This window comes from Conexibacter stalactiti (assembly GCF_033542075.1).
Classification (GTDB): Bacteria; Actinomycetota; Thermoleophilia; order Solirubrobacterales; family Solirubrobacteraceae; genus Conexibacter; species Conexibacter stalactiti.
In genome coordinates this window covers 1-19,801 of the sequence record NZ_JAWSTH010000007.1, presented here as the reverse complement: position 1 = coordinate 19,801, position 19,801 = coordinate 1, and the positions used below count along the sequence as shown (strand labels likewise).

Here is a 19,801-nt window from a genome sequence, read left to right as displayed (position 1 = left end):
AGACTGACGGCGATGGACTGGCCTCTCGTCATCGCATTCGGCCTTGGCGTCGGTCTGCTGGTCGGGATGACCGGGATCGGCGGCGGTTCGCTGATGACCCCTCTCCTGATCCTCGTGCTCGGCACAGCCCCCACAACCGCGATCGGCACCGACCTCGCCTACGCGGCGGTCACGAAGACGGTCGGCGGCTGGCGCCACTGGCGTCGCGGCTCCGTCGACATGACGATCGCGCTGTGGCTGGCGGTCGGCTCGATCCCGGGCGCGCTCGGCGGTGTGCAGGTGCTGCACATGCTGGAGAAAGCGCTCGGCGGAGACAGCTTCGACACCTTCCTGCTGACGCTCGTCGCGGGCGCGCTGTTCGTCACCGGCATCGCCGTCCTGGCGCGCGCGCTCTTCATGAGCAGCGGCGGCGAGCGCGTCACGGTCGAGGACTTCGACACGCGCCACAAGGTCGCGTCGGTCCTGATCGGCATCTCGGTCGGCTTCGTGCTCGGACTCACCTCGGCCGGCAGCGGCGCGCTGATCGCCGTCGCGCTGATCCTGGTCTTCCGCCTCACGCCGATCCGCGTCGTCGGCACCGACGTCTTCCACGCCGCGCTGCTGCTGTGGGTCGCGTCGATCGCCCACTTCTTCAGCGGCAACGTCGACCTCGCACTGGCCGGCAACATCCTGATCGGCTCGATCCCGGGCGTCTGGATCGGCTCCAACCTCGCGTTCAAGATGCCGGAGAACGCGCTGCGCCCGACGCTCGGCATCGTTCTGCTCGCAGCGGGTATGGCGCTGCTGAAGAAGGCCGGCGTTGCGGACTATCCGGTATATGTCATCTTCATCGTGCCCGCCGCAGTGGCGGTCGCGGCCTTCCTCCTCCACCGCTCGCGCAGCCACAGAGACGCGAGCGACACGGCGGCGGCGCCCTCTCTCGTGACCAACGACCCAGCCACAGATCACTGATGACCTACGAGCTCTCACACCTGGACGCCCTCGAAGCGGAGGCGATCCACATCATGCGCGAGGTCGCCGCCGAGCTGGAGCGTCCCGTGCTGCTGTTCTCCGGCGGCAAGGACTCGATCGTGCTGCTGCGGCTGGCCGAGAAGGCGTTCCGGCCGGGCCGTTTCCCGTTCCCGGTGATGCACGTCGACACCGGCCACAACTTCCCCGAGGTCGTCGAGTACCGCGACCGCCGCATCGCCGAGATCGGCGAGCGGCTGATCGTCGCCTCCGTGCAGGATTCGATCGATCAGGGCCGCGTCGTCGAGGAGACCGGCCCGCGCGCCTCGCGCAACCGCCTCCAGACCGTCACGCTGCTCGACGCGATCGAGGAGCACGGCTTCGACGCCGCCTTCGGCGGCGCCCGCCGCGACGAGGAGCGCGCCCGCGCGAAGGAGCGGATCTTCTCCTTCCGCGACGACTTCGGCCAGTGGGACCCGAAGGCGCAGCGCCCCGAGCTGTGGGCGCTCTACAACGGCCGCGTCCGCAAGGGCGAGCACGTGCGCGTCTTCCCGATCTCCAACTGGACCGAGCTCGACGTCTGGCAGTACATCGAGCGCGAGAGACTCGAGCTGCCGTCGATCTACTTCGCGCACGAGCGCGAGGTCTTCAGACGCGACGGGATGCTCTACGCCGCCTTCGACTTCATGGAGCGGATGGAGGGCGAGGACGTCTTCACCGAGATGGTCCGCTACCGCACCGTCGGCGACATCAGCTGCACCGGCGCGGTCATGTCGACCGCGATCACCCTGGAGAGCGTCGTCGCCGAGATCGCGGCGACCAACATCACCGAACGAGGCCAGACGCGCGCGGACGACCGCGCGACCGAGGCCGCGATGGAAGACCGCAAGCGAGAGGGCTACTTCTAATGGCAGCGACGGCCGCGATGAACGGGCATTCCCACGACTGGGGGTCCGACACGACCGAGCTGCTGCGCTTCGCGACGGCGGGCTCCGTCGACGACGGCAAGAGCACCCTGATCGGGCGCCTGCTGCACGACGCCAAGTCGATCCTCGCCGACCAGCTGGCGCACGTGAAGGAGACGAGCGAGCGCCGCGGCGACGGCGAGCTGAACCTCGCGCTGCTGACCGACGGCCTGCGCGCCGAGCGCGAGCAGGGCATCACGATCGACGTCGCCTACCGCTCCTTCCAGACCGACAAGCGGCGCTTCATCATCGCCGACTGCCCCGGCCACGAGCAGTACACGCGCAACATGGTCACGGGCGCCTCGACGGCCGACCTCTCGCTCGTGCTGGTCGACGCCCGCAACGGCCTCGTCAGACAGTCCCGCCGCCACGCCGCGATCTCGGCGCTGCTGCGCACGCCCCACCTCGTCGTCTGCGTCAACAAGATGGACCTCGTCGACTACGACCAGTCGGTCTTCGACGCGATCGTCGCCGACTTCACCGCGTGGTCGGAGCCGATCGCGGCCTTCAGCGAGATCACCTTCATCCCGATCTCGGCGCTGAAGGGCGACAACGTCGTCGACCCCTCGACGACGATGCCGTGGTACGACGGCCCGACGCTGCTGCACCACCTCGAGACCGTCGAGATAGCGGGCGACCGCAACCTCGACGACTGGCGCTTCCCCGTCCAGTGGGTCGTGCGGCCGCAGAACGACGAGCGCTACCACGACTACCGCGGCTACGCCGGGCAGGTCGCCGGCGGCGTGCTGGTCCCCGGCGAGGAGGTCGTCGTGCTGCCCTCCGGCCGCACGACGAAGCTCGCCGGCATCGACACGATCGACGGCCCGCTCGACGCCGCCTTCCCGCCGCAGTCCGTGACGCTGCTACTGGAGGACGACCTCGACGTCTCGCGCGGCGACCTGATCGCCCGCCCCTCCGACGCGCCGACGGTCGCGCGCGAGCTGGAGGCGGTCGTCTGCTGGATGACCGACGCCCCGCTGCAGCCGCGCGGCAGATACGCGATCAAGCACGCGACGCGCTCGGTGCGCGGCATCGTCGACGCGATCGACTGGCGCCTGAACGTCGAGACGCTGGAGCGCGAGGAGGCCGAGGGTGGCCTGTCGCTGAACGAGATCGGCCACGTCAAGCTGCGCCTCAGCGCGCCGCTGGCGTTCGACTCCTACGAGCGCAACCGCGACACCGGCAGCTTCATCGTGATCGACGAGTCGACCAACGACACCGTCGGCGCGGGCCTCATCGTGTCCTGACGGATTGCGAGTTCCACGGCGGCGGGCGCCGGCGCGCCACGTCAGCGGGAACTCGCGGAACGGGTGGCGGCGGTATCGTCGCGCGATGGAATCGAGGACCAGCGCGGAGCGGCGGCAGCGGGTCGCCGCGCCGCGCGGACGTCCCGCCTGGCTGCGCGTCCTGCAGATCGCCGCGCCGCTGGCGTGGCTGGCGGCGACCGTCTGGTTCGTCGCCTTCGAGGGGCTGCCGCTGACGCGCGACTGGATCGCCGCGTGGGTCGTGCTCGGCCTGCTCGCCTTCTCGCTCGGCGACGTCGGCGGCTGGTTCAGAGGCGTCGTGCTCGACTGGCTGCCGTTCTTCGGGATACTCGCGCTCTACGACCTGCTGCGCGGCGTCGCCGACGGGCTGATCTTCGAGCCGTTCTTCCTGCCGCAGATCGACGCCGACGAGTTCCTCTTCGGCGGCCAGGTGCCGACGGTGTGGCTGCAGGAGCGCCTCTACGAACCGGGCGCGCTGCCGTGGTGGGGCGTGATCGCGTGGGCGGTCTACATGTCGCACTTCTTCGCGACCCCGCTGCTGGCCGGCATCCTCTGGAAGGTCGACCGGATGCGCTTCCGCCGCTACGCGGTGACGGTCGCGGCGCTCTCGCTGCTCGGCTTCGCGACCTACGCCCTGTTCCCCGCCGCACCGCCGTGGATGGCGGCGCAGGACGGCCTGATCCCGCCGGTCTCGCGCGTCATCCCGGAGCTGTGGGGCCAGCTCGGGATCCCCGCCAGATTCGGCGTCGTCGGGACCGGCTACGAGTACGCCAACGACGTCGCCGCGGTGCCGTCGCTGCACGCCGCCTTCTCGCTCCTGATCACCTTGGAGCTGTGGCAGTCGGCGCGGCGGTGGCCATTGCGGGTGCTGCTCGGCGCCTATCCGCTCGTGATGGCGTTCGCGCTCGTCTACAGCGGTGAGCACTACGTCGTCGACATCCTGCTGGGGTGGATCTACGCCGTCGTCGCCTTCTGGGGCGTGCGGCGCGCCTTCGCCCGCTGGACGGCTCGACGCGACCGCAACGATCGCAACGTCAGATCGGGGTCGTTTTCGGTGTCCACCGACTAACCTTCCGCCGCGTGTTCTCGAAGATCCTGATCGCCAATCGCGGCGAGATCGCCGTCCGCGTCATCCGCGCGTGCGAAGAGCTGGGCATCGCCTCCGTCGCCGTCTACTCCGAGCTCGACCGCGACGCGCTGCACGTCAAGCGCGCCGACGAGGCCTACCTGATCGGTCCCGGCCCCGCCGCCGACTCCTACCTGAGAGTCGACAAGATCCTCGACGTCGCGAAGAGATCGGGCGCCGAGGCGATCCACCCCGGCTACGGCTTCCTGGCCGAGAACGCCGCCTTCGCCGCCGCCTGTGAGGAGGCGGGGATCACCTTCATCGGCCCGCCGGCCGCCGCGATCGACGCGATGGGCTCCAAGACCGCCGCGCGCGACCTGATGAAGAAGGCCGGCGTGCCGATCGTGCCGGGCACGACCGAGCCGGTCAAGGACGTCAGAGCGGCGCGCAAGATCATCGAGAGAACGATCGGCTTTCCCGTCGCCGTCAAGGCAGCCGGCGGCGGTGGCGGCAAGGGCTTCCGCGTCGCGCTGACCGACGACGAGCTGGATGCCGCCTTCGAGGGCGCCGCGCGCGAGGGCGAGAAGTTCTTCTCCGACGCGACCGTCTACCTCGAGCGCTACCTGCCGGATCCGCGCCACGTCGAGGTGCAGGTGCTGGCCGACCGTCACGGCAACGTGATCCACCTCGGCGAGCGCGACTGCTCGATCCAGCGCCGCCACCAGAAGCTGATCGAGGAGGCGCCGGCGCCGGCCGTCGACGCCGAGCTGCGCGAGAAGATCGGCAAGATCGCGACCGACGCCGCTGCCGCCGTCCACTACGTCGGCGCCGGCACGATCGAGGGTCTCCTGCAGGACGGCGAGTACTACTTCCTCGAGATGAACACGCGCGTCCAGGTCGAGCACTGCGTGACCGAGATGGTGACGGGCGTCGACATCGTCAAGGAGGGCATCCGCGCCGCCGCCGGCGAGCCGCTGTCGATCACCCAGGACGACGTCGTGCTGCGCGGCCACGCGATCGAGTGCCGCATCAACGCCGAGGACGCCTCGCGCAACTTCGCGCCCGCCCCCGGCAAGATCAGCGACTACAAGGAGCCCTCGGGCCCCGGCGTGCGCGTCGACTCGGGCGTCGGCCCCGGCGGCGAGGTCTCGCCGATGTACGACCCGATGGTCGCCAAGCTGATCGTCTGGGACAGCGACCGCGCCTCCGCCACGAGACGGATGCTGCGCGCGCTCTCCGAGTACGAGATCGGCGAGCTGAAGACGCTGCTGCCGTTCCACTCCGCGATCCTCGCGACCCCGCAGTGGGACAACGCGGAGACCTGCCGCGACCTCGTCGAGGATCGCAAGTGGCTCAGAGAGCTGGCCTTCCCCCCGCCGGTCCCCACCGATGACGAGGACGAGCCGAAGCTGGAGCAGACCTACACGGTCGAGGTCTCCGGTCGCCGCTTCGACGTGAGAGTGATCGGCGCCGCGTACGCGGGCGGCGGGACGGTCGCGCTCAACGGCTCCGCTCCCGCCGCGGGCGGCAAGAGACCGCGCCGCGAGCGCAAGAGCGGCGGTGCCGCCGGCGGCGCCGACACGCTCCCCTCGCCGATGCAGGGCAACATGTGGAGAGTCAAGGTGAAGCAGGGCGACACGGTCGAGGAGGGCCAGCTGCTCTGCATCATCGAGGCGATGAAGATGGAGAACGAGATCACCGCCCACAAGGCGGGCGTGATCGCTGAGATCCCGATCACCGAGGGCGCCGCGATCAGCGCCGGCGACACGATCGCCGTCATCAGATCGCCGGCGGCCGCGGAGTAGCGCGATGGGGCTCGACTTCGACGCCGTCCGCGCGGGCCTCGCCTCGGCGATCCCGTTCAACGCGCACAACGGCCTGGAGCTGATCGAGGTCGCTCCTGGCCGCGGTGTCGTCGTCGCCCCCGATGCCGACCACGGGAAGAACCACATAGGCTCGCAGCACGCCGCCGCGCTCTTCGGCGCCGGCGAGTTCGCCTCGGGCGCCGCCTTCCTCGGCGCCTTCGGCGAGCACCTCGCCGGTCTGATCCCGCTCGCGCAGAGCGCCGAGATCGCCTACAGAAAGGTCGCCAACGGCCCGATCACGGCGACCGCGACGCTCGACGCCGACGTCAGCGAGCTGCTGGCGCAGGTCGAGGCCGACGGCCGCACCCGCTTCCCCGTCGCGGTCGTCCTGCGCGACGGCGGGGGCGACGTCGTCGCCGAGATGACGGTCCGCTGGTACGTGAAGCGCGCCGCGGCGTGACACGAGCTCCGCACGTCTGGCGCGCGACGCTGCTGGAAGCGGAGACGGTCGCCGACCTGCTCGTCGAGTTCCGCGACCACCTCGGCCGCGACTGGCCCTCCGACAACGCCTTCCACGCCGGCGTCGAGCGCGTGCTGGAGCGCGGCGAGGCCGACTTCCTGCTGGCGGCGCCGGCGCAGGGCGAGCCGGCGGCCGGCGTCTGCCAGCTGCGCTTCGCCTTCAACCTCTGGCGGGCCGGCAGCGAGTGCCAGCTGGAGGATCTCTACGTGACGCCGAGCGCCCGCCGCGCCGGGCTCGGCGCGGTGCTGGTCGCGGCGGCGCTGGAGCGTGCGCGCGAGCGCAACTGCCGCTGGATCGAGCTGGACACGCACGAGGACAACGCGCCGGCGATCGCGCTCTACGAGCGCTTCGGTTTCCACGTCGGCCGCTCCGGCGGCAAGCGCGAGCTGGTGCTCGCACGCTCGCTCGACGATCCGCGCTAGAGCGCGAAGACCGGCGCCCGACGCCGCGGCGCCTTCAGCGCCTCGAGCCGGTTTCCGTTCAGACGGCCTTGCCGTCGCGCAGCAGCGAGAGGTTGTACTGGTGCAGGTTCTTCTGCGCGCCTGTCCGGCGCGCGAGCGGCAGCGGCGCTCTCTCCGGATCCTCGCCGCGCAGCGCTTCGAGGTAGGCGACGTCCTCGCGCAGGATCGCGGCGGCGCGCGCGCCGTCGAGCGGCTCGCCGTGGCCGGGCACGACGACGTCGGCCTCCGTCAGCAGCGGGCCGAACCGTCTCAGCGTCGCGAGGTACTTGTCGATCGAGGCGCCCGGCGACAGCTCCGGGATCGCGTGCGAGGAGAGGTAGTCTCCGACGACCAGCACGCGCGCCCACGGGATCAGCACGGCGCTGCCGTCGGCCGTGTGACCGTCGGCCGGGTGCAGCTGCAGCTCCTGCTCCCCGACGGCGCAGTAGCCGGGCACCGGCAGCGCCTGCACGCCGGGCAGCGACAGCGGGCCGGGCCGGTCGATGTAGTACTCCTCGTCGAAGTCGCGCAGCTCGCGCGCGGCCGCGCCGGGCTCGGCCGTCAGCCGCGCGGCCGTCGTCTCGCCGACGCCGAGCGCCGCCTCCGGGAAGGCGTAGCGGCCGAGCAGGTGATCCCAGTCGGCGTGGGTGGCGAGCAGGCCGCTGATCGGGAACTCGGCCTGCTCGGCCAGCGCCGGCAGGATCTCCAGCTCGTCCGGCATGATCGGCGAGTCGATCAGGAAGGCCTCGCCGCCGCTGCGCACGAGCGTCGCCGTCGTCTTCCAGATGCGGCTGGTGACGACGATGACGTCGGCGTGGACGCTGACGGCCTTCATCGCGCGCGGCCTCCGCGGTTCAGTCGCCGGCCAGCAGTCTGAGCGCCTCGCGCAGGTTCGTGACCTCCGCGTCAGGCTTCTTCTGGCCGCTCTCGAGCGTCGCTCTGTCGCGGTTGACCCAGATGACGGGGACTCTCGCTCTGAGGCACGGCTCGACGTCGGTCGGGTAGCTGGAGCTGATGTGGACCCAGCCTCTCTTGCCGCCGACGCGCCGCTCGCACTCCTTGAAGTGCGCCGGGTCGGGCTTGTACGAGCGCACCTGCTGCGCCGTCACGACGAGGTCGAAGTCGAGCGGGATGTGGCGCCGCGTCTGACCGAGCAGCTTGTCGTCGATGTTCGAGATCAGCCCGGTTCTGAACTGCTTCGCGAATCTCGCGAGCGTCGAGTTGGCCTCTCTGAACGCCGGCCAGCGCTGGACCGAGTCGGGCAGGAAGCCCGAGCGCGAGGGCTCCAGCCCCCAGCCCAGCTCCTCGGAGATGCGCACGGCGGTGCGCCGCAGGACCTCGGCGTACAGCTCGTAGGAGCCGGCCTGGATCTCGGCCTGGATCGAGTGGAAGAGCGGGATCAGCTGGTCGCGCTCGATCGTGAAGCCGTCGCGCTTCGCCTCTCTGGCGAAGGCGTCGTAGGCGCCCGAATCCCAGTCGATCAGGGTGCCGTAGACGTCGAACGTAACGAATGTGACAGTTCTGGGAATGGCCATTGGCCGGCCATTATGCCTGCTCGGCAGGTATTCGCGCGTTGTGGGGACCAATTCTGGTATTGCGGAGTAGAGTCCGCGAGCGCTATGGACCTGCTCGAATATCAGGGCAAGCAACTTTTCGCCCGACATGGAATCCCGGTCCCCTCCGGGAAGCCTGCCGCGACGGTTGAAGCCGCCGTCGCCGCAGCTGATGAAATTGGATACCCCTGCGTCGTCAAGGCGCAAGTCTTGATCGGTGGCCGCGGCAAGGCCGGCGGCGTGAAGCTCGCGAAGGACAGAGCGGAGGCGACGCAGTACGCCACCGACATCCTCGGGATGGACATCAAGGGCTTCACGGTCCATGAGGTCTGGATCGAGGGCGCCTCTGAGATCGCCGAGGAGTACTACGCGTCGATCGTCTTCGACCGTGCCGCCAAGGCCCCTCTCGTCATGCTCTCGACTCAGGGCGGCATGGACATCGAGGAGGTCGCGGAGAAGACGCCCGAGGCGCTCGCGAGACTGCACGTCGACCCGCTGCTCGGCTTTCAGGACTTCCACGGCCGCAAGCTGGCGTTCGCCGCCGGCATCCCGGCCGACCTGATCCGCCCGGTCGGCGCGATGCTGACGAAGCTGTACGCGACCTTCGTCGCCGAAGAGGCGATGCTGATCGAGGTCAACCCGCTGATCATCACGCCGGCTCGCGAGGTCGTCGCGCTCGACGCGAAGGTCACGCTCGACGGCAACTCGCTCTACCGCCACCCTGACAACGCGGCGCTGCGCGACCCCTCCGCCGAGGACCCGCAGGAGCAGATGGCGCACGAGCGCGGCCTCACGTACGTGAAGCTCGACGGCGACATCGGCATCCTCGGCAACGGCGCCGGGCTCGTGATGTCGACGCTCGACGTCGTCGGCCTCCACGGCGGCGAGGCGGCCAACTTCCTCGACGCCGGCGGCGGCTCGAAGTCCGACGCGATCGTCTCCGCGGTCGAGGTGATCCTCTCCGACCCGAAGGTCAGAGCCGTCCTCTTCAACATCTTCGGCGGCATCACCCGCTGCGACGAGGTCGCGAAGGGCCTGATCGAGGCGTACGGCGTGATCCAGCCGACGGTGCCGTTCGTCGTCCGGCTCGACGGCACGAACGACGTCGAGGGGCGCAAGCTGCTCGCCGACGCGAACCTGCCGAACGTCGCGACCGCGACGACGATGAACGAGGCGGCCGAGAAGGTCGTCGAGCTCGCCAAGACCGGAGTTCCCGCATGAGCGTCCTCGTCGACAGAGAGACCCGCCTCGTCGTCACGGGCATCACCGGCCGCGAGGGGACCTTCCACGCGACCAACAACAAGCGCTACGGCACGCAGGTCGTCGCCGGCGTGACGCCCGGCAAGGGCGGCCAGGACGTCGACGGGATCCCCGTCTTCAACACGGTCGCCGACTCGGTCGACAAGGCCGGCGCCAACACGGCGATGATCTTCGTCCCGCCGCGCTTCGCCGCCGACTCGATCCTCGAGGCGGCGGACGCCGGCATCAGATTGATCGTCGCGATCACCGAGGGCATCCCGGCGCACGACGAGCTGCGCGTCTACACGCAGCTCAAGCGCAACCCGGACGTGCGCCTCGTCGGCCCCAACTGCCCGGGCATCCTGTCGCCGGGCAAGGCGAGCGTCGGCATCATCCCGGCGTCGTTCTTCAAGCCGGGCAACGTCGGCGTCGTGTCGCGCTCCGGCACGCTGACCTACCAGATCGGCAACGAGCTGGCGCAGCGCGGCTTCGGCAACTCCTCGATCGTCGGCATCGGCGGCGACCCGGTCCCGGGCTCGTCGTTCATCGACGTGATCGAGCTGTTCGAGGCCGATCCCGAGACCGAGATCATCGTGATGTCGGGCGAGATCGGCGGCTCCGCCGAGGAGGAGGCGGCCGAGTACATCGCGGCGCACGTCTCCAAGCCGGTCGTCGCCTACATCGCCGGCTTCACGGCGCCCGAAGGCAAGACGATGGGCCACGCCGGCGCGATCGTCTCCGGCACCGCCGGCACCGCGAGAGCGAAGGCCGAGGCGCTGGAGAGCAAGGGCGTCCGCGTCGGCCGCACCCCGACCGAGACCGCGGAGCTCGCGATGGAGCTGCTCAAGTAGGCAGCCTGCCGCATCTGTGTTTGTCGCAGCGCCCCGAAAGGGGCGCTGCGTCGTTAATCGCGTACCCTGCGGGGATGGCCTCCGAACCCGCTCCGATCTCCTTCGCGCGCGGTGCACCCTCGCTCGACATCATCGACGTCGAGGGCCTGCGCGCCGCGGCTGACGCCGCCTTCACGGCTGACCCGTCCGGGACGTTCTCGTACGGCACGTCGATCGGCTACAGACCGCTGCGCGCCTGGATCGCCGAGAAGCACGGAGTCGCGCCGGAGAACGTGATCGTCACGAACGGCTCGATGCAGGCCGACGCCTTCCTCTTCGAAGCGCTCGTCGAGCCCGACGACGTCGTGATCGTCGAGCGGCCGACCTACGACCGCACGCTGCTGTCGCTGCGCTCGCGCGGCGGCGACCTGCGCCCGGTCGCGCTGCACGAGGACGGCGTCGACGTCGCCGGCATCGAGGCGCTGCTCGCCGACGGCGTCAGACCGCAGCTGGCGCATCTGATCCCGAACTTCCAGAACCCCGCCGGCTACACGCTGTCGCTGGAGAAGCGGCAGGCGCTGGTCGAGCTGGCGAAGGCCAACGGCTTCCTGATCTTCGAGGACGACCCGTACGTCGAGCTGCGCTTCACCGGCGAGACGCTGCCGACGATGCTGTCGCTGGCGCAGGACGACCAGGTCGTCTACGCCTCGTCGTTCTCCAAGACCGTCTGTCCCGGCATCCGCGTCGGCTACCTCGTCGGCCCGGAGAAGCTGATCGCGCGGATCGCGAAGCTGGCGACGAACACGTACATCTCGCCGAACATGGTCGCGCAGTCGATCGTCAACACCTTCTGCCGCAACGGCTCGTACGAGCGCTCGATCGAGACCGTCAAGGTCGCGCTGAAGGAGCGCTCGGAGGCGCTCTGCGACGCGCTCGCCGCGAAGCTGCCGGAGGCGCGCTTCGTCGCCCCCGAGGGCGGCTACTTCCTCTGGGTCGAGATGCCGGAGGGCTTCGACGCCGACGCGCTCTTCAAGGCGGCCGCCGAGCGCGGTGTCGCGATCGTGAAGGGCACGGACTTCCTGATCGAGGGCGGCGAGAACGCCTTCCGCCTCGCCTACTCGGGCGTCAAGCCGGCGGAGATCGAGGAGGGCGTCGACCGCCTGGCCGACGCCGTCAATTCCTTGCCGGTGGCCTGAGCGGCCCGCTCAGGTCATCGGCCGTAGCGGTCGCCCATTACCAGCTGCTCCGCCGGAATCGCGGTGCGGGGCGGCGGTGAGGGGTCGGCTCTGACGGTGACCGTCTCGGCGACGATGCGCGTGATCGTGCGCTCCTCGCCTGCGGCGGTCGCGACCGTCACCTGCTCGTCGTCGCTGGCGGCGACGGTGCCGTCGAGACCCGGCTCGATGCCGTGGGCCATCAGGTAGTGGAGGACGTCCTCGGCCTCGTTCTCCAGCCGCAGGATGCTGACGCTGGCGCCGACCACGCAGTCGGCCAGCGGCACGCCTGAGATGCGCTCGCCGACCTTGATCGGATGGCCGTGCGGGCAGGTCGTGGCGTCAGAGACCGACGCGCGCACGTACGCCTCGAAGCGGGGCGTCATCGCGTGCTCGAGCCGCTCGGCCTCCTCGTGCACCTCGTCCCACGGGACGCCGACGACGTCGGTCAGGAAGCGCTCGATCAGGCGATGGCGGCTGGTGACCTCCTCGGCCTGCCGGCGGCCCTCCTCGGTGAACGAGATCGACTTGTCGGCCTCGCGCGTGACGTAGCCGTCGCGCGCGAGCCGGCCGAGCATCTCGTGGACCGTCGGCGCCGACAGCTGCATCGCGCGCGCGAGGTTGGCGCCCGTCATCGGCAGGTTGGCCTCGAACAGCCAGAAGAGCATCTGGAGGTACTCCTCCTCCGCGACCGTCACGTGCTCGTGGGACACGCGTGCTCCCCTTTCCGCTGCTCGATTCGCCGGCAACCCGGCCCGGACTCCGGATCGTAGTACTAAGCTCGCCCCCATGGAGGTCGGCAGCGGCACGCGCGCGCTCGTGACGGGCGCATCGAGCGGAATCGGGCGCGCGCTCGCGCACACGCTGGCGGCGCGCGGCGCGCGCGTCGGCCTGGCGGCGCGCTCGGCGCCGGAGCTGGAGCGGCTCGCGGCCGAGCTGCCCGGGCTCGCCGGCGGCCATCACGCGCTGCCGTGTGACGTCTCCGAGCGGTCGCAGGTCGAGGCGGCGGTGGAGCGGTTCGTCGCCGCGACCGGCGGGATCGACCTCGTCGTCGCCAACGCCGGCATCGCCCACTACGGCCCGTTCCGCGAGCTGTCGCCGGAGCGGATCGAGCAGATGACGGCGGTCAACTGGCTCGGGACCGTCTGGACGGTGCGGGCGGCGCTGGAGCCGATGGTCGCCGCCGGCCGCGGCCACGTCGTGATCGTCTCCTCCGGCGCCGGCCAGCGCGCCTTCCCCGACGCCGCCGTCTACGGCGCGACGAAGGCCGCCCAGCGCGCCTTCGGCGAGGCGCTGCGGCACGAGCTGGCGGGCACCGGCGTCTCGCTGACGGTCGCCTTCCCGGGCGAGATCGCAACCGCGCTGCACGACCACGAGAAGGCGCGCATGCCGGCCTGGTACCGCGGCGATGCCAGAGCGGCCTCGCCCGACGCGCTCGCCGACGCGATCCTCGCCGCCGTCGCCGCCGACCGCCGCACGGTCGCCTTTCCCCGCCTCGTCGGCCTGCTCGGCGTCGCCAACGGCATCTCCCCGCGCTTCGCCGACGCGATCCTGCGCCGCCTGCGCGGACCGAGCGCGGCGCCGCGCCGCGACTGACTACGCCGCCGCGCGCCGCGCCTCCATGTCGGCGAGCTGGCGCTCGGCGAGCGCGATCAGCTCTCTCGTCGCGGGCGAGAGGACGGCGTCGCGGCGCGTGATGAAGGCGAAGGTCTCGTGCAGCGGCGGATCGAAGGAGACGTATCTGAGCGCGCTCGGGAGCGCGCCGCGGCGCAGCGAGATCGAGGCGGAGATGACGGTGTCGCCGAGGCCGCGGGCGGCGAGGTCGAGCGCGTTGCCGACCTCCTCGACCTCGATCGCCGGCTCCAGCCGCATGCCGGCGCGCTGGGCGCGTGCGAGCAGCGCGCGGCGGGTCGGGTCCTCCCAGCCCCAGCGGGCGTCGTAGAGGATCAGCGGCGCGTCGGCGAGCCGCTCGATCGCGATCGGCCCGCTGACGCGCTCCGGCGCCGCGCTGACGTAGACCAGCTCGTCCTCCATCGCGGGGCGCACGTCGAGGCCGGCGTCGTCGATCGGCAGCACGACGAGGCCGGCCTCGACGCTGCCCTCGCGCACCTCGTCGGCGACCTCGCTGGAGTTGAGCCCGACGACGCGCAGGCGCACGTCGGGGTGGCGGCGGCGGAAGGCGGCGGCGACGTTGCCGATCAGCCAGGTCGGCGCGTCGCCGAAGGTGCCGAAGGTCGCCGTGCCGGCGCGCAGCTCGCGCACGTCGGCGACCGACGCGGCCGCGCGGGCCGCCGCCTCCAGCGTCCGCTCGGCCTCGGGCCGCAGCGCGCGGCCGGCCTCGGTCAGCACCAGTCTGCGGCCGGCGCGCACGAACAGCGCGACGCCCAGCTCCGTCTCCAGGCGGCGGATCTGCTCCGACAGCGACGGCTGCGCCATGTAGAGCGCGTCGGCGGCGGCGCTGAAGGTGCCGTGCTCGATCGCGGCGAGGAAGTACTGGAGCTGTTGCAGTGTCAAAGGCAGATCCTATGGATACCGATGGAGATCAAGGGTAACGCGATGGCACGCGCACGCCTACCTTGGTCTGCGTGAACGTTTCTCCCGACATCAGCCGCGAGCGCCAGGGGCTGCTCCTGTGCCTGATCGCCGCGGTCGGCTTCGGCTCGATGGCGGTGCTCGCCAAGCTCGCCTACGCCGCCGGCGCCTCGGTGCTGACGCTGATGTCGGTCCGCTTCGCGATCGGCGCCGCGCTGCTGTGGGGCTTCGCCGCCTACCGCGGCGTCGCACGGATCGGCTCGCGTCGCGCCGCGCTCGCCGCGCTCGGCCTCGGGCTCTTCCTCTACAGCGCCGAGTCGGGCCTCTACGCGACCGCGCTGACGCGGATCGACGCGTCGCTCGGCGAGCTGCTGATGTTCAGCTACCCGGCGATCGTCGTGATCGCCGCGATCGTGCTGCGCCGCGAGCCGGCGTCGCGCCGCCGGCTCGGCGCCGTCGCGATCGCCTCCAGCGGCGTCCTGCTCGTGCTCGCGGGCGGCTCGACCGGCGCGATCGACCCGCTCGGCGTCGTGCTCGCGCTCGCCGCCGCCGCGCTCTACGCGACCTACGTGCTGAGCGCCGATGCGCTCGGCGGCCGCCTCCATCCGCTGACCTTCTCCGCGCTCGTCTGCACGGGCGCCGCGATCGCCTTCGCGACGGCCGGCACCGCCTCCGGCTCGGTCGACCTCGGCGCGCTGCACTGGCAGGCGTGGCTGTGGATCGCCGTGATCGCCGTCTTCTCGACCGCCGTCGGCATGACCGCCTTCATAGCGGGCGTCGAGCGGCTCGGCCCCAGCCGCGCCTCGATCATGTCGGCGCTCGACCCGCTCGTCGCGGTGACGCTCGGCGGCCTCGTCTTCAGCGAGGCGCTCGGGCCGGTCCAGCTGCTCGGCGGACTGCTCGTCGTCTCAGCGGTCGTGGTCATCCAACTGCCCGTCGCGGCCCGCCTGCGCACCAGCACGCTGTCGCTGCCGATACCATCGCGCCACCGTGGCGCTTCCGCTCAGCCCGCCCCTCAGCCCTCAGCTGGCTCGCTCGCGCTCGTCACTTCCGAGCGGCGATAGCTGGGCGTACGAGCCGAAGTTCGACGGCTTCCGCGCGATCGCGTTCGTCGAGGGCGACAGCGTGCGGATCCAGTCGCGCGGCGGCAGACCGCTGGAGCGCTATTTCCCCGAGCTCAACTTCCCGCCCGGCCGCTACGTCGTCGACGGCGAGATCGTGATCGAGGACGCCGAGGGCCGTCAGGACTTCGACCTGCTCTCGCAGCGGATCCACCCGGCCGCGTCACGGATCGAGAAGCTGTCGGTCGAGACGCCGGCCCGCTACATCGCCTTCGACCTGCTCGCCGACGACGAGCGCTCGCTGCTGAGCGAGCCGTTCTCGGCGCGGCGGGCGGCGCTGGAGGCCTTGGACGCCCCCGGCCTCGATCGCACCCCGCTCGTGCGCACGCCGCAGGAGGCCGAGCAATGGCTGCGCAGCGCCGAGGGCGTCGTCGCGAAGGAGTGGGACGCCCCCTACCGCCCCGGCGAGCGCGCCGGGATGGCGAAGATCAAGCGCCTGCGCACCGCCGACGCCGTGCTCGTCGGCTGGCGCCCCGGCAAGGAGCCGCTGACCGTCGGCTCGCTGATCCTCGGCCTCTACGACGATGCCGGCGAACTGCGCGTGGTCGGCCACACGTCGTCGCTGAGAGCGGCGGAGAGACGCTCGCTGGTCGACAGACTGCGGCCGTTCGAGAGCGGCGAGCGCGGCTCCGCCGACCCCTCGCGCTGGAAGAACGACAAGGACCTCGAATGGGTCGGGCTGCGGCCCGAGCTGGTCGTCGAGGTCAGCTTCGACCACGTCGCCGGCGGCCGCATCCGCCACGGCGCGAAGCTGAAGCGCTGGCGCGAGGACAAGCCGCCGGCCGACTGCCGCATCGAGCAGCTCGACGACTGAGGGCGCGGCGGCGCGGTGGGCGGCCGCGGCACCAGACCGCTCAGCAGCGGTTGAGCGGTCGGTAGGATGCCCGGCATGGGAGCGCGTGCGCGCCAACGGGGATCGTTTCTGACCGCGCTCGCGGCCGGCGTCGCGCTCGCGACGCTGACAGCGCCCGCCGCAGCCGCGGCGCAGGAGCCGCCGCAGCCGCGCACCGCGACGATCGCCGACGCCGCCGACCCCGGTGTCGTCTACGACCTCGCAGCGCTGAACGTCGTGCTCGACCCGGCGGCCGGGACGTTGGCGATCGCGCTCGATCTGCACCTCCCGCCGCCGCTGCCGCCGGCCGTCGACGCGGCGACGGTGACCGTGCGACTGGCGTCCAACGCGGTCGCCGACGGCGGCACGAGCTGCCGCGTCGAGCCGCCGGCCGCGCCCGGCGACGTCGTGCTGACGCTCGCCACCGACCCGCTCGACGGCACGCTGACGGCGAGCGCGACGATCGCGCCCGATCCGCTCCCGCGCCCGCTGACCGTCGACCGCTCACCCGACGGCGCGCGCATCTCGCTCGCCCTGACCGACCCGCTGCTGGCGCAGGCGGCGCCGCGCTGCGCCGAGGCGGTCGCGCGCGGCCGCTCCGACGGACTGCCCGACGATCCCGGCGAGCACGGCGACGACGCGCTCGCCGGTTGGTTCGACGGTCAGCGGCCGGTCGTCGAGCCGCCGCCGCCGAGACCGCTCCCGGACGCGCCGGCGGCGCCGTCCGGCGGCGCCCCGGTCCCGCCGTCCGCGCCGACGACCCCGCAGTCGACGGCGAGACGCCCGACCGAGGGCGGAGCTTGCCGGCGGAGCGGGCTGCCCGCGCTGGAGTGGGAGCCGTTTCCACGCGAGCTGGCGGCGCGCGGCACCGCGCTCGTGCCGGTGCAGGCGCGCAGAGGACGGCGGGTCAGCGACCTCGTCGCGACGCTGACGACCGTGCGCGGCGGCCGCGCCGTCGGCGAGCCGTCGCGAATCTCGCTGCCGCCGCGCGGCTACGCGCTGCAGCTGCGCGCGCCCGCCGAGCCCGGGCGCTTGGATGTGGTGCTGAGCTGGGTCGAGCAGCGCGACGGCGTCGACTGCCCGCAACGCTCGCGCCGCATCAGCGTCGCCGTCGTGAGAGCGCTGGAGCCGCGCCTGTCGATCGCGCGCGAGAGCGATCCGGCCCGGCTCACGCTCGCCTGGGGCGCGCGCGGCCACGACTGTCACGCGCTCGCCGAGCGGCCGCTGAGCGTGCGGCTGGAAGGTCTCGGCTACGTCCGCGGCTACCGCGTCGACGACCCCTGCGCGGAGTGGAGCACGCCCGGCATGGCGCTGCCCGACGTCGCGGCGCAGCGCGCCGGAGAGACGCTGCGGCTGACGCCGCGCGGCGACGAGCCGGGCAGCTGGAGCTATCGCTTGACGGCGAAGTCCGGGCGCAGAACGGTCGCGAGCGGCTTCGTCGTCGTGACCGTCGACGAGCAGGACGGCGCGGTCGTGCGCTCGATCCGCTTCGTCGCCGACGGCGAGGCCGCGCGCCGCCGCGGCCGCCGCTGAGGCGGTCAAGGGCCGTCGGGCGCCGGCGGCTCCTCCTCGCCCACGAGGCCGCGCTTCGCGGCCCAGTGGCTCAGCTCGTGGCGCGAGGAGAGCTGCAGCTTGCGCAGGACCGAGCCGACGTGCGTCTCGACGGTGCGCGGGCTGATCCCCAGCCGGGCGCCGATCGCCTTGTAGGCGTAGCCGCGCGCGAGGTGATGGAGGACCTCGCGCTCGCGCGGCGTCAGCTGGTCCAGCTCGTCGTCCGTCGCCTTCTCCGGCGGGGCGCTGAACGCCTGCAGCACGAAGGCGGCCAGCCGCGGGCTGAAGTACGGCTCACCGTCGCGCACGCGCGTGATCGCGTCGAGCAGCGCCGCCGTGTCGATCGTCTTCGTGACGTAGCCGCGCGCCCCGGCGCGCACCATCGGCACGACGTCCTCGGCCGCATCGGAGACCGACAGCGCGAGGAAGGCCGGCGCGCCGGTCTCACCGCGGAACGCCTCCAGCACCGCCAGGCCGCCGCCGCCCGGCAGGTGCACGTCGAGCAGCACGACATCGGGCGAGGCGGCGCCGATCACGGCGATCGCCTCCTCCGGCGTCGCCGCCTCGCCGACGACGTCGCAGGCGGCCGACAGCTCCGCGCGCACGCCCGCGCGGAAGAGGTGGTGGTCGTCGACGATCACGACGAGCGGCCGGTCACTCATCGCCCGCCTCCCCGATCGCGTCGCCGAGCCGCAGCGCGACCTCGGTCCCGTCGCCGGGGACGGAATCGATGTTCGCCGCGCCGCCCGCTCCCGTCATCCGGCCGACGATCGCGTCGCGCACGCCGCGCCGCTCGTTCGGGACCTGTTCGAGCGCGAAGCCACCGCCTTCGTCGCGCACGTAGACGGCCGCGCCCCGCTCCGACAGCTCGGCGAAGACGACGATCGCGGCGCCGGGCGCGTGGCGCGCCGCGTTGCGCAGCGCCTCGCGCGCGGCCGCCACGAGCGCGCGGCCGGGGTCGTCGAGCGGGCGGTCGCCCAGCACCGTCACCTCGACGTCGACGCGCTGCTCGCGCTCGACCTCGTCGACGGTCGCGTGCAGCGCGCCGGCGAGCGTCGCCGCCCCCAGCTCCGCCTCGCCCGCCATCCAGGCGCGCAGCGCGCGCTCCTGACCCTTCGCCAGCCGCGCGACGGCGGCCGGGTCGCCGGCCTGCCGCTGCACGAGCGCGAGCGTCTGCAGGACGGAGTCGTGCAGGTGCGCGGCAACGCGCAGCCGCTCGTCCTCGCGTGCCTGCGCGAGCCGGTCGCGGTCGCCGCGCGCGGCCGCGCCGACGAGCAGCGGCACGAGCACGAGCACGAGGCCCGCGAGCCCGACCAGCAGCACGACCAGCAGCGCGAGCGCGATCCCGGTGTCGGCCAGGTACGGCCCGACGATGCCGAGGCCGACGAGCGTCGACCAGCCGATCAGGAGCGCTCCGGCCCCGGACTGCCACGGCAGCGCACGGACGCGCTCGCCGGCCGTCATCCGCTGCCATGGCGAGCGCTCGGCGCGGCTGCCGGCGCGCGCGGTGCGACGTCGCAGGTCGTCGCCGATCAGGACCACGCCCGCGGCGGCGCCAAGCAGCGCGACCGCGAGCAGCAGCACCGACTGGCGGCCGTCGAAGCGGGCGATCGCGAGCAGCAGCAGCGCGGCGGCCCCGACGGCGATCGCGGCCAGCAGCGCACGCCCCTCCGCGCTGCGCAACCGCCGCACCGCCGGAGGTCCGAGCACGAGTGCCACCAACGGCAGCACGCCGAGCGCCATCGCGACGGCCGCGGCACGCGCCGCGCCGTCGCGCGCCGCCAGCGCGAGCACGAGTGCGGCCAGCAGCACGACGCCGATCAGCGCGGTCGCGCGCCAGGCGGGATCGCGCAGCCGCGCGGCCGTCATCTGCGCGGCTCCCGGCGCTCGGCGGGGCGCGCTCTCCGCGCTCTCGCGGCG

General features: G+C 72.2%; 20 protein-coding genes. 14 read left to right on the top strand and 6 right to left on the bottom strand.

The window, feature by feature from the left end; all coding sequences use genetic code 11:
- Nucleotides 1–12: 12 nt before the first annotated feature.
- The 7 genes from R7226_RS04635 (at nucleotide 13) to R7226_RS04605 (ending at nucleotide 6,991) form a co-directional block, all read left to right on the top strand.
- A complete protein-coding gene (locus R7226_RS04635; RefSeq protein ID WP_318595867.1) occupies nucleotides 13–951 on the top strand; it encodes a sulfite exporter TauE/SafE family protein in 939 nt (312 codons plus the stop codon).
- On the top strand, nucleotides 951–1,856 hold the full coding sequence (cysD, locus tag R7226_RS04630; protein ID WP_318595866.1) for a sulfate adenylyltransferase subunit CysD: 906 nt from the start codon (nucleotides 951–953) through the stop codon (nucleotides 1,854–1,856). Before R7226_RS04635 ends, cysD begins: the two co-directional genes overlap by 1 nt.
- 17 nt (nucleotides 1,857–1,873) lie before the next feature.
- Nucleotides 1,874–3,160, top strand: a complete 1,287-nt coding sequence (locus R7226_RS04625) for a sulfate adenylyltransferase subunit 1 (RefSeq protein ID WP_318595865.1) — start codon at nucleotides 1,874–1,876, stop codon at nucleotides 3,158–3,160.
- An 85-nt stretch (nucleotides 3,161–3,245) separates the two neighbouring features.
- Nucleotides 3,246–4,247 (top strand): phosphatase PAP2 family protein, encoded by a 1,002-nt coding sequence (locus R7226_RS04620; RefSeq protein WP_318595864.1) that lies wholly within the window; start codon nucleotides 3,246–3,248, stop codon nucleotides 4,245–4,247.
- 11 nt (nucleotides 4,248–4,258) lie between these two features.
- Nucleotides 4,259–6,049, top strand: a complete 1,791-nt coding sequence (gene accC / locus R7226_RS04615) for an acetyl-CoA carboxylase biotin carboxylase subunit (protein ID WP_318595863.1) — start codon at nucleotides 4,259–4,261, stop codon at nucleotides 6,047–6,049.
- Between the two features lie 4 nt (nucleotides 6,050–6,053).
- The gene (locus R7226_RS04610) at nucleotides 6,054–6,509 is read left to right on the top strand and encodes a DUF4442 domain-containing protein (RefSeq protein WP_318595862.1); all 456 of its coding nucleotides are present in this window, start codon (nucleotides 6,054–6,056) and stop codon (nucleotides 6,507–6,509) included.
- Nucleotides 6,506–6,991: a GNAT family N-acetyltransferase gene (locus R7226_RS04605; RefSeq protein ID WP_318595861.1), complete on the top strand. Its 486-nt coding sequence runs from the start codon at nucleotides 6,506–6,508 to the stop codon at nucleotides 6,989–6,991. Before R7226_RS04610 ends, R7226_RS04605 begins: the two co-directional genes overlap by 4 nt.
- Nucleotides 6,992–7,049: 58 nt before the next feature.
- Here the strand turns inward: R7226_RS04605 and R7226_RS04600 are convergent, their stop codons facing one another.
- Complete coding sequence (locus R7226_RS04600; protein WP_318595860.1) at nucleotides 7,050–7,844, bottom strand: MBL fold metallo-hydrolase; 795 nt, start codon at nucleotides 7,842–7,844, stop codon at nucleotides 7,050–7,052.
- Between the two features lie 19 nt (nucleotides 7,845–7,863).
- On the bottom strand, nucleotides 7,864–8,544 hold the full coding sequence (locus tag R7226_RS04595; protein WP_318595859.1) for an HAD-IA family hydrolase: 681 nt from the start codon (nucleotides 8,542–8,544) through the stop codon (nucleotides 7,864–7,866).
- Nucleotides 8,545–8,628: 84 nt separating this feature from the next.
- On the opposite strand from R7226_RS04595, the gene sucC reads away from it, so the two are divergent.
- The 3 genes from sucC (at nucleotide 8,629) to R7226_RS04580 (ending at nucleotide 11,827) form a co-directional block, all read left to right on the top strand.
- Nucleotides 8,629–9,783: an ADP-forming succinate--CoA ligase subunit beta gene (sucC, locus tag R7226_RS04590; RefSeq protein ID WP_318595858.1), complete on the top strand. Its 1,155-nt coding sequence runs from the start codon at nucleotides 8,629–8,631 to the stop codon at nucleotides 9,781–9,783.
- Nucleotides 9,780–10,652 carry a succinate--CoA ligase subunit alpha gene (sucD, locus tag R7226_RS04585; protein ID WP_318595857.1) on the top strand — a complete coding sequence of 291 codons (873 nt, stop codon included), beginning with the start codon at nucleotides 9,780–9,782 and terminating at the stop codon, nucleotides 10,650–10,652. Before sucC ends, sucD begins: the two co-directional genes overlap by 4 nt.
- Nucleotides 10,653–10,726: 74 nt before the next feature.
- Nucleotides 10,727–11,827, top strand: coding sequence for an aminotransferase-like domain-containing protein (locus R7226_RS04580; RefSeq protein ID WP_318595856.1), 1,101 nt, complete (start codon nucleotides 10,727–10,729; stop codon nucleotides 11,825–11,827).
- Nucleotides 11,828–11,841: 14 nt separating this feature from the next.
- Here R7226_RS04580 and R7226_RS04575 read toward each other — a convergent pair whose 3' ends face one another.
- A complete protein-coding gene (locus R7226_RS04575) occupies nucleotides 11,842–12,558 on the bottom strand; it encodes a metal-dependent transcriptional regulator (RefSeq protein ID WP_318595855.1) in 717 nt (238 codons plus the stop codon).
- A 76-nt stretch (nucleotides 12,559–12,634) separates the two neighbouring features.
- Between R7226_RS04575 and R7226_RS04570 the strand changes: the two genes are divergently transcribed.
- Entirely contained in the window at nucleotides 12,635–13,441 is an 807-nt protein-coding gene (locus tag R7226_RS04570; protein ID WP_318595854.1) for an SDR family NAD(P)-dependent oxidoreductase, read from the top strand.
- Here the strand turns inward: R7226_RS04570 and R7226_RS04565 are convergent, their stop codons facing one another.
- Nucleotides 13,442–14,359, bottom strand: coding sequence for a LysR family transcriptional regulator (locus R7226_RS04565; RefSeq protein ID WP_318595853.1), 918 nt, complete (start codon nucleotides 14,357–14,359; stop codon nucleotides 13,442–13,444). It lies immediately after the preceding gene.
- Between the two features lie 71 nt (nucleotides 14,360–14,430).
- On the opposite strand from R7226_RS04565, the gene R7226_RS04560 reads away from it, so the two are divergent.
- The 3 genes from R7226_RS04560 (at nucleotide 14,431) to R7226_RS04550 (ending at nucleotide 17,863) form a co-directional block, all read left to right on the top strand.
- Nucleotides 14,431–15,441 carry a DMT family transporter gene (locus tag R7226_RS04560; protein WP_318595852.1) on the top strand — a complete coding sequence of 337 codons (1,011 nt, stop codon included), beginning with the start codon at nucleotides 14,431–14,433 and terminating at the stop codon, nucleotides 15,439–15,441.
- A complete protein-coding gene (locus tag R7226_RS04555; protein ID WP_318595851.1) occupies nucleotides 15,368–16,312 on the top strand; it encodes an ATP-dependent DNA ligase in 945 nt (314 codons plus the stop codon). Before R7226_RS04560 ends, R7226_RS04555 begins: the two co-directional genes overlap by 74 nt.
- Nucleotides 16,313–16,387: 75 nt before the next feature.
- Nucleotides 16,388–17,863, top strand: coding sequence for a hypothetical protein (locus tag R7226_RS04550; protein WP_318595850.1), 1,476 nt, complete (start codon nucleotides 16,388–16,390; stop codon nucleotides 17,861–17,863).
- Between the two features lie 5 nt (nucleotides 17,864–17,868).
- Here the strand turns inward: R7226_RS04550 and R7226_RS04545 are convergent, their stop codons facing one another.
- Nucleotides 17,869–18,543 (bottom strand): response regulator transcription factor, encoded by a 675-nt coding sequence (locus tag R7226_RS04545; protein WP_318595849.1) that lies wholly within the window; start codon nucleotides 18,541–18,543, stop codon nucleotides 17,869–17,871.
- Nucleotides 18,536–19,801: sensor histidine kinase (locus R7226_RS04540; protein ID WP_404827773.1), on the bottom strand; the 1,266-nt coding region annotated here is incomplete at its 5' end. The genes R7226_RS04540 and R7226_RS04545, both read right to left, overlap by 8 nt.

Bases quoted from the DNA above. Each gene is read 5' to 3' on its own strand.
- R7226_RS04635 (WP_318595867.1), top strand. From the start codon at position 13: ATGGACTGGCCTCTCGTCATCGCATTCGGCCTTGGCGTCGGTCTGCTG.
- cysD (WP_318595866.1), top strand. From the start codon at position 951: ATGACCTACGAGCTCTCACACCTGGACGCCCTCGAAGCGGAGGCGATC.
- R7226_RS04625 (WP_318595865.1), top strand. From the start codon at position 1,874: ATGAACGGGCATTCCCACGACTGGGGGTCCGACACGACCGAGCTGCTG.
- R7226_RS04620 (WP_318595864.1), top strand. From the start codon at position 3,246: ATGGAATCGAGGACCAGCGCGGAGCGGCGGCAGCGGGTCGCCGCGCCG.
- R7226_RS04610 (WP_318595862.1), top strand. From the start codon at position 6,054: ATGGGGCTCGACTTCGACGCCGTCCGCGCGGGCCTCGCCTCGGCGATC.
- R7226_RS04600 (WP_318595860.1), bottom strand. From the start codon at position 7,844: ATGAAGGCCGTCAGCGTCCACGCCGACGTCATCGTCGTCACCAGCCGC.
- R7226_RS04595 (WP_318595859.1), bottom strand. From the start codon at position 8,544: ATGGCCATTCCCAGAACTGTCACATTCGTTACGTTCGACGTCTACGGC.
- sucC (WP_318595858.1), top strand. From the start codon at position 8,629: ATGGACCTGCTCGAATATCAGGGCAAGCAACTTTTCGCCCGACATGGA.
- sucD (WP_318595857.1), top strand. From the start codon at position 9,780: ATGAGCGTCCTCGTCGACAGAGAGACCCGCCTCGTCGTCACGGGCATC.
- R7226_RS04580 (WP_318595856.1), top strand. From the start codon at position 10,727: ATGGCCTCCGAACCCGCTCCGATCTCCTTCGCGCGCGGTGCACCCTCG.
- R7226_RS04570 (WP_318595854.1), top strand. From the start codon at position 12,635: ATGGAGGTCGGCAGCGGCACGCGCGCGCTCGTGACGGGCGCATCGAGC.
- R7226_RS04550 (WP_318595850.1), top strand. From the start codon at position 16,388: ATGGGAGCGCGTGCGCGCCAACGGGGATCGTTTCTGACCGCGCTCGCG.
- R7226_RS04545 (WP_318595849.1), bottom strand. From the start codon at position 18,543: ATGAGTGACCGGCCGCTCGTCGTGATCGTCGACGACCACCACCTCTTC.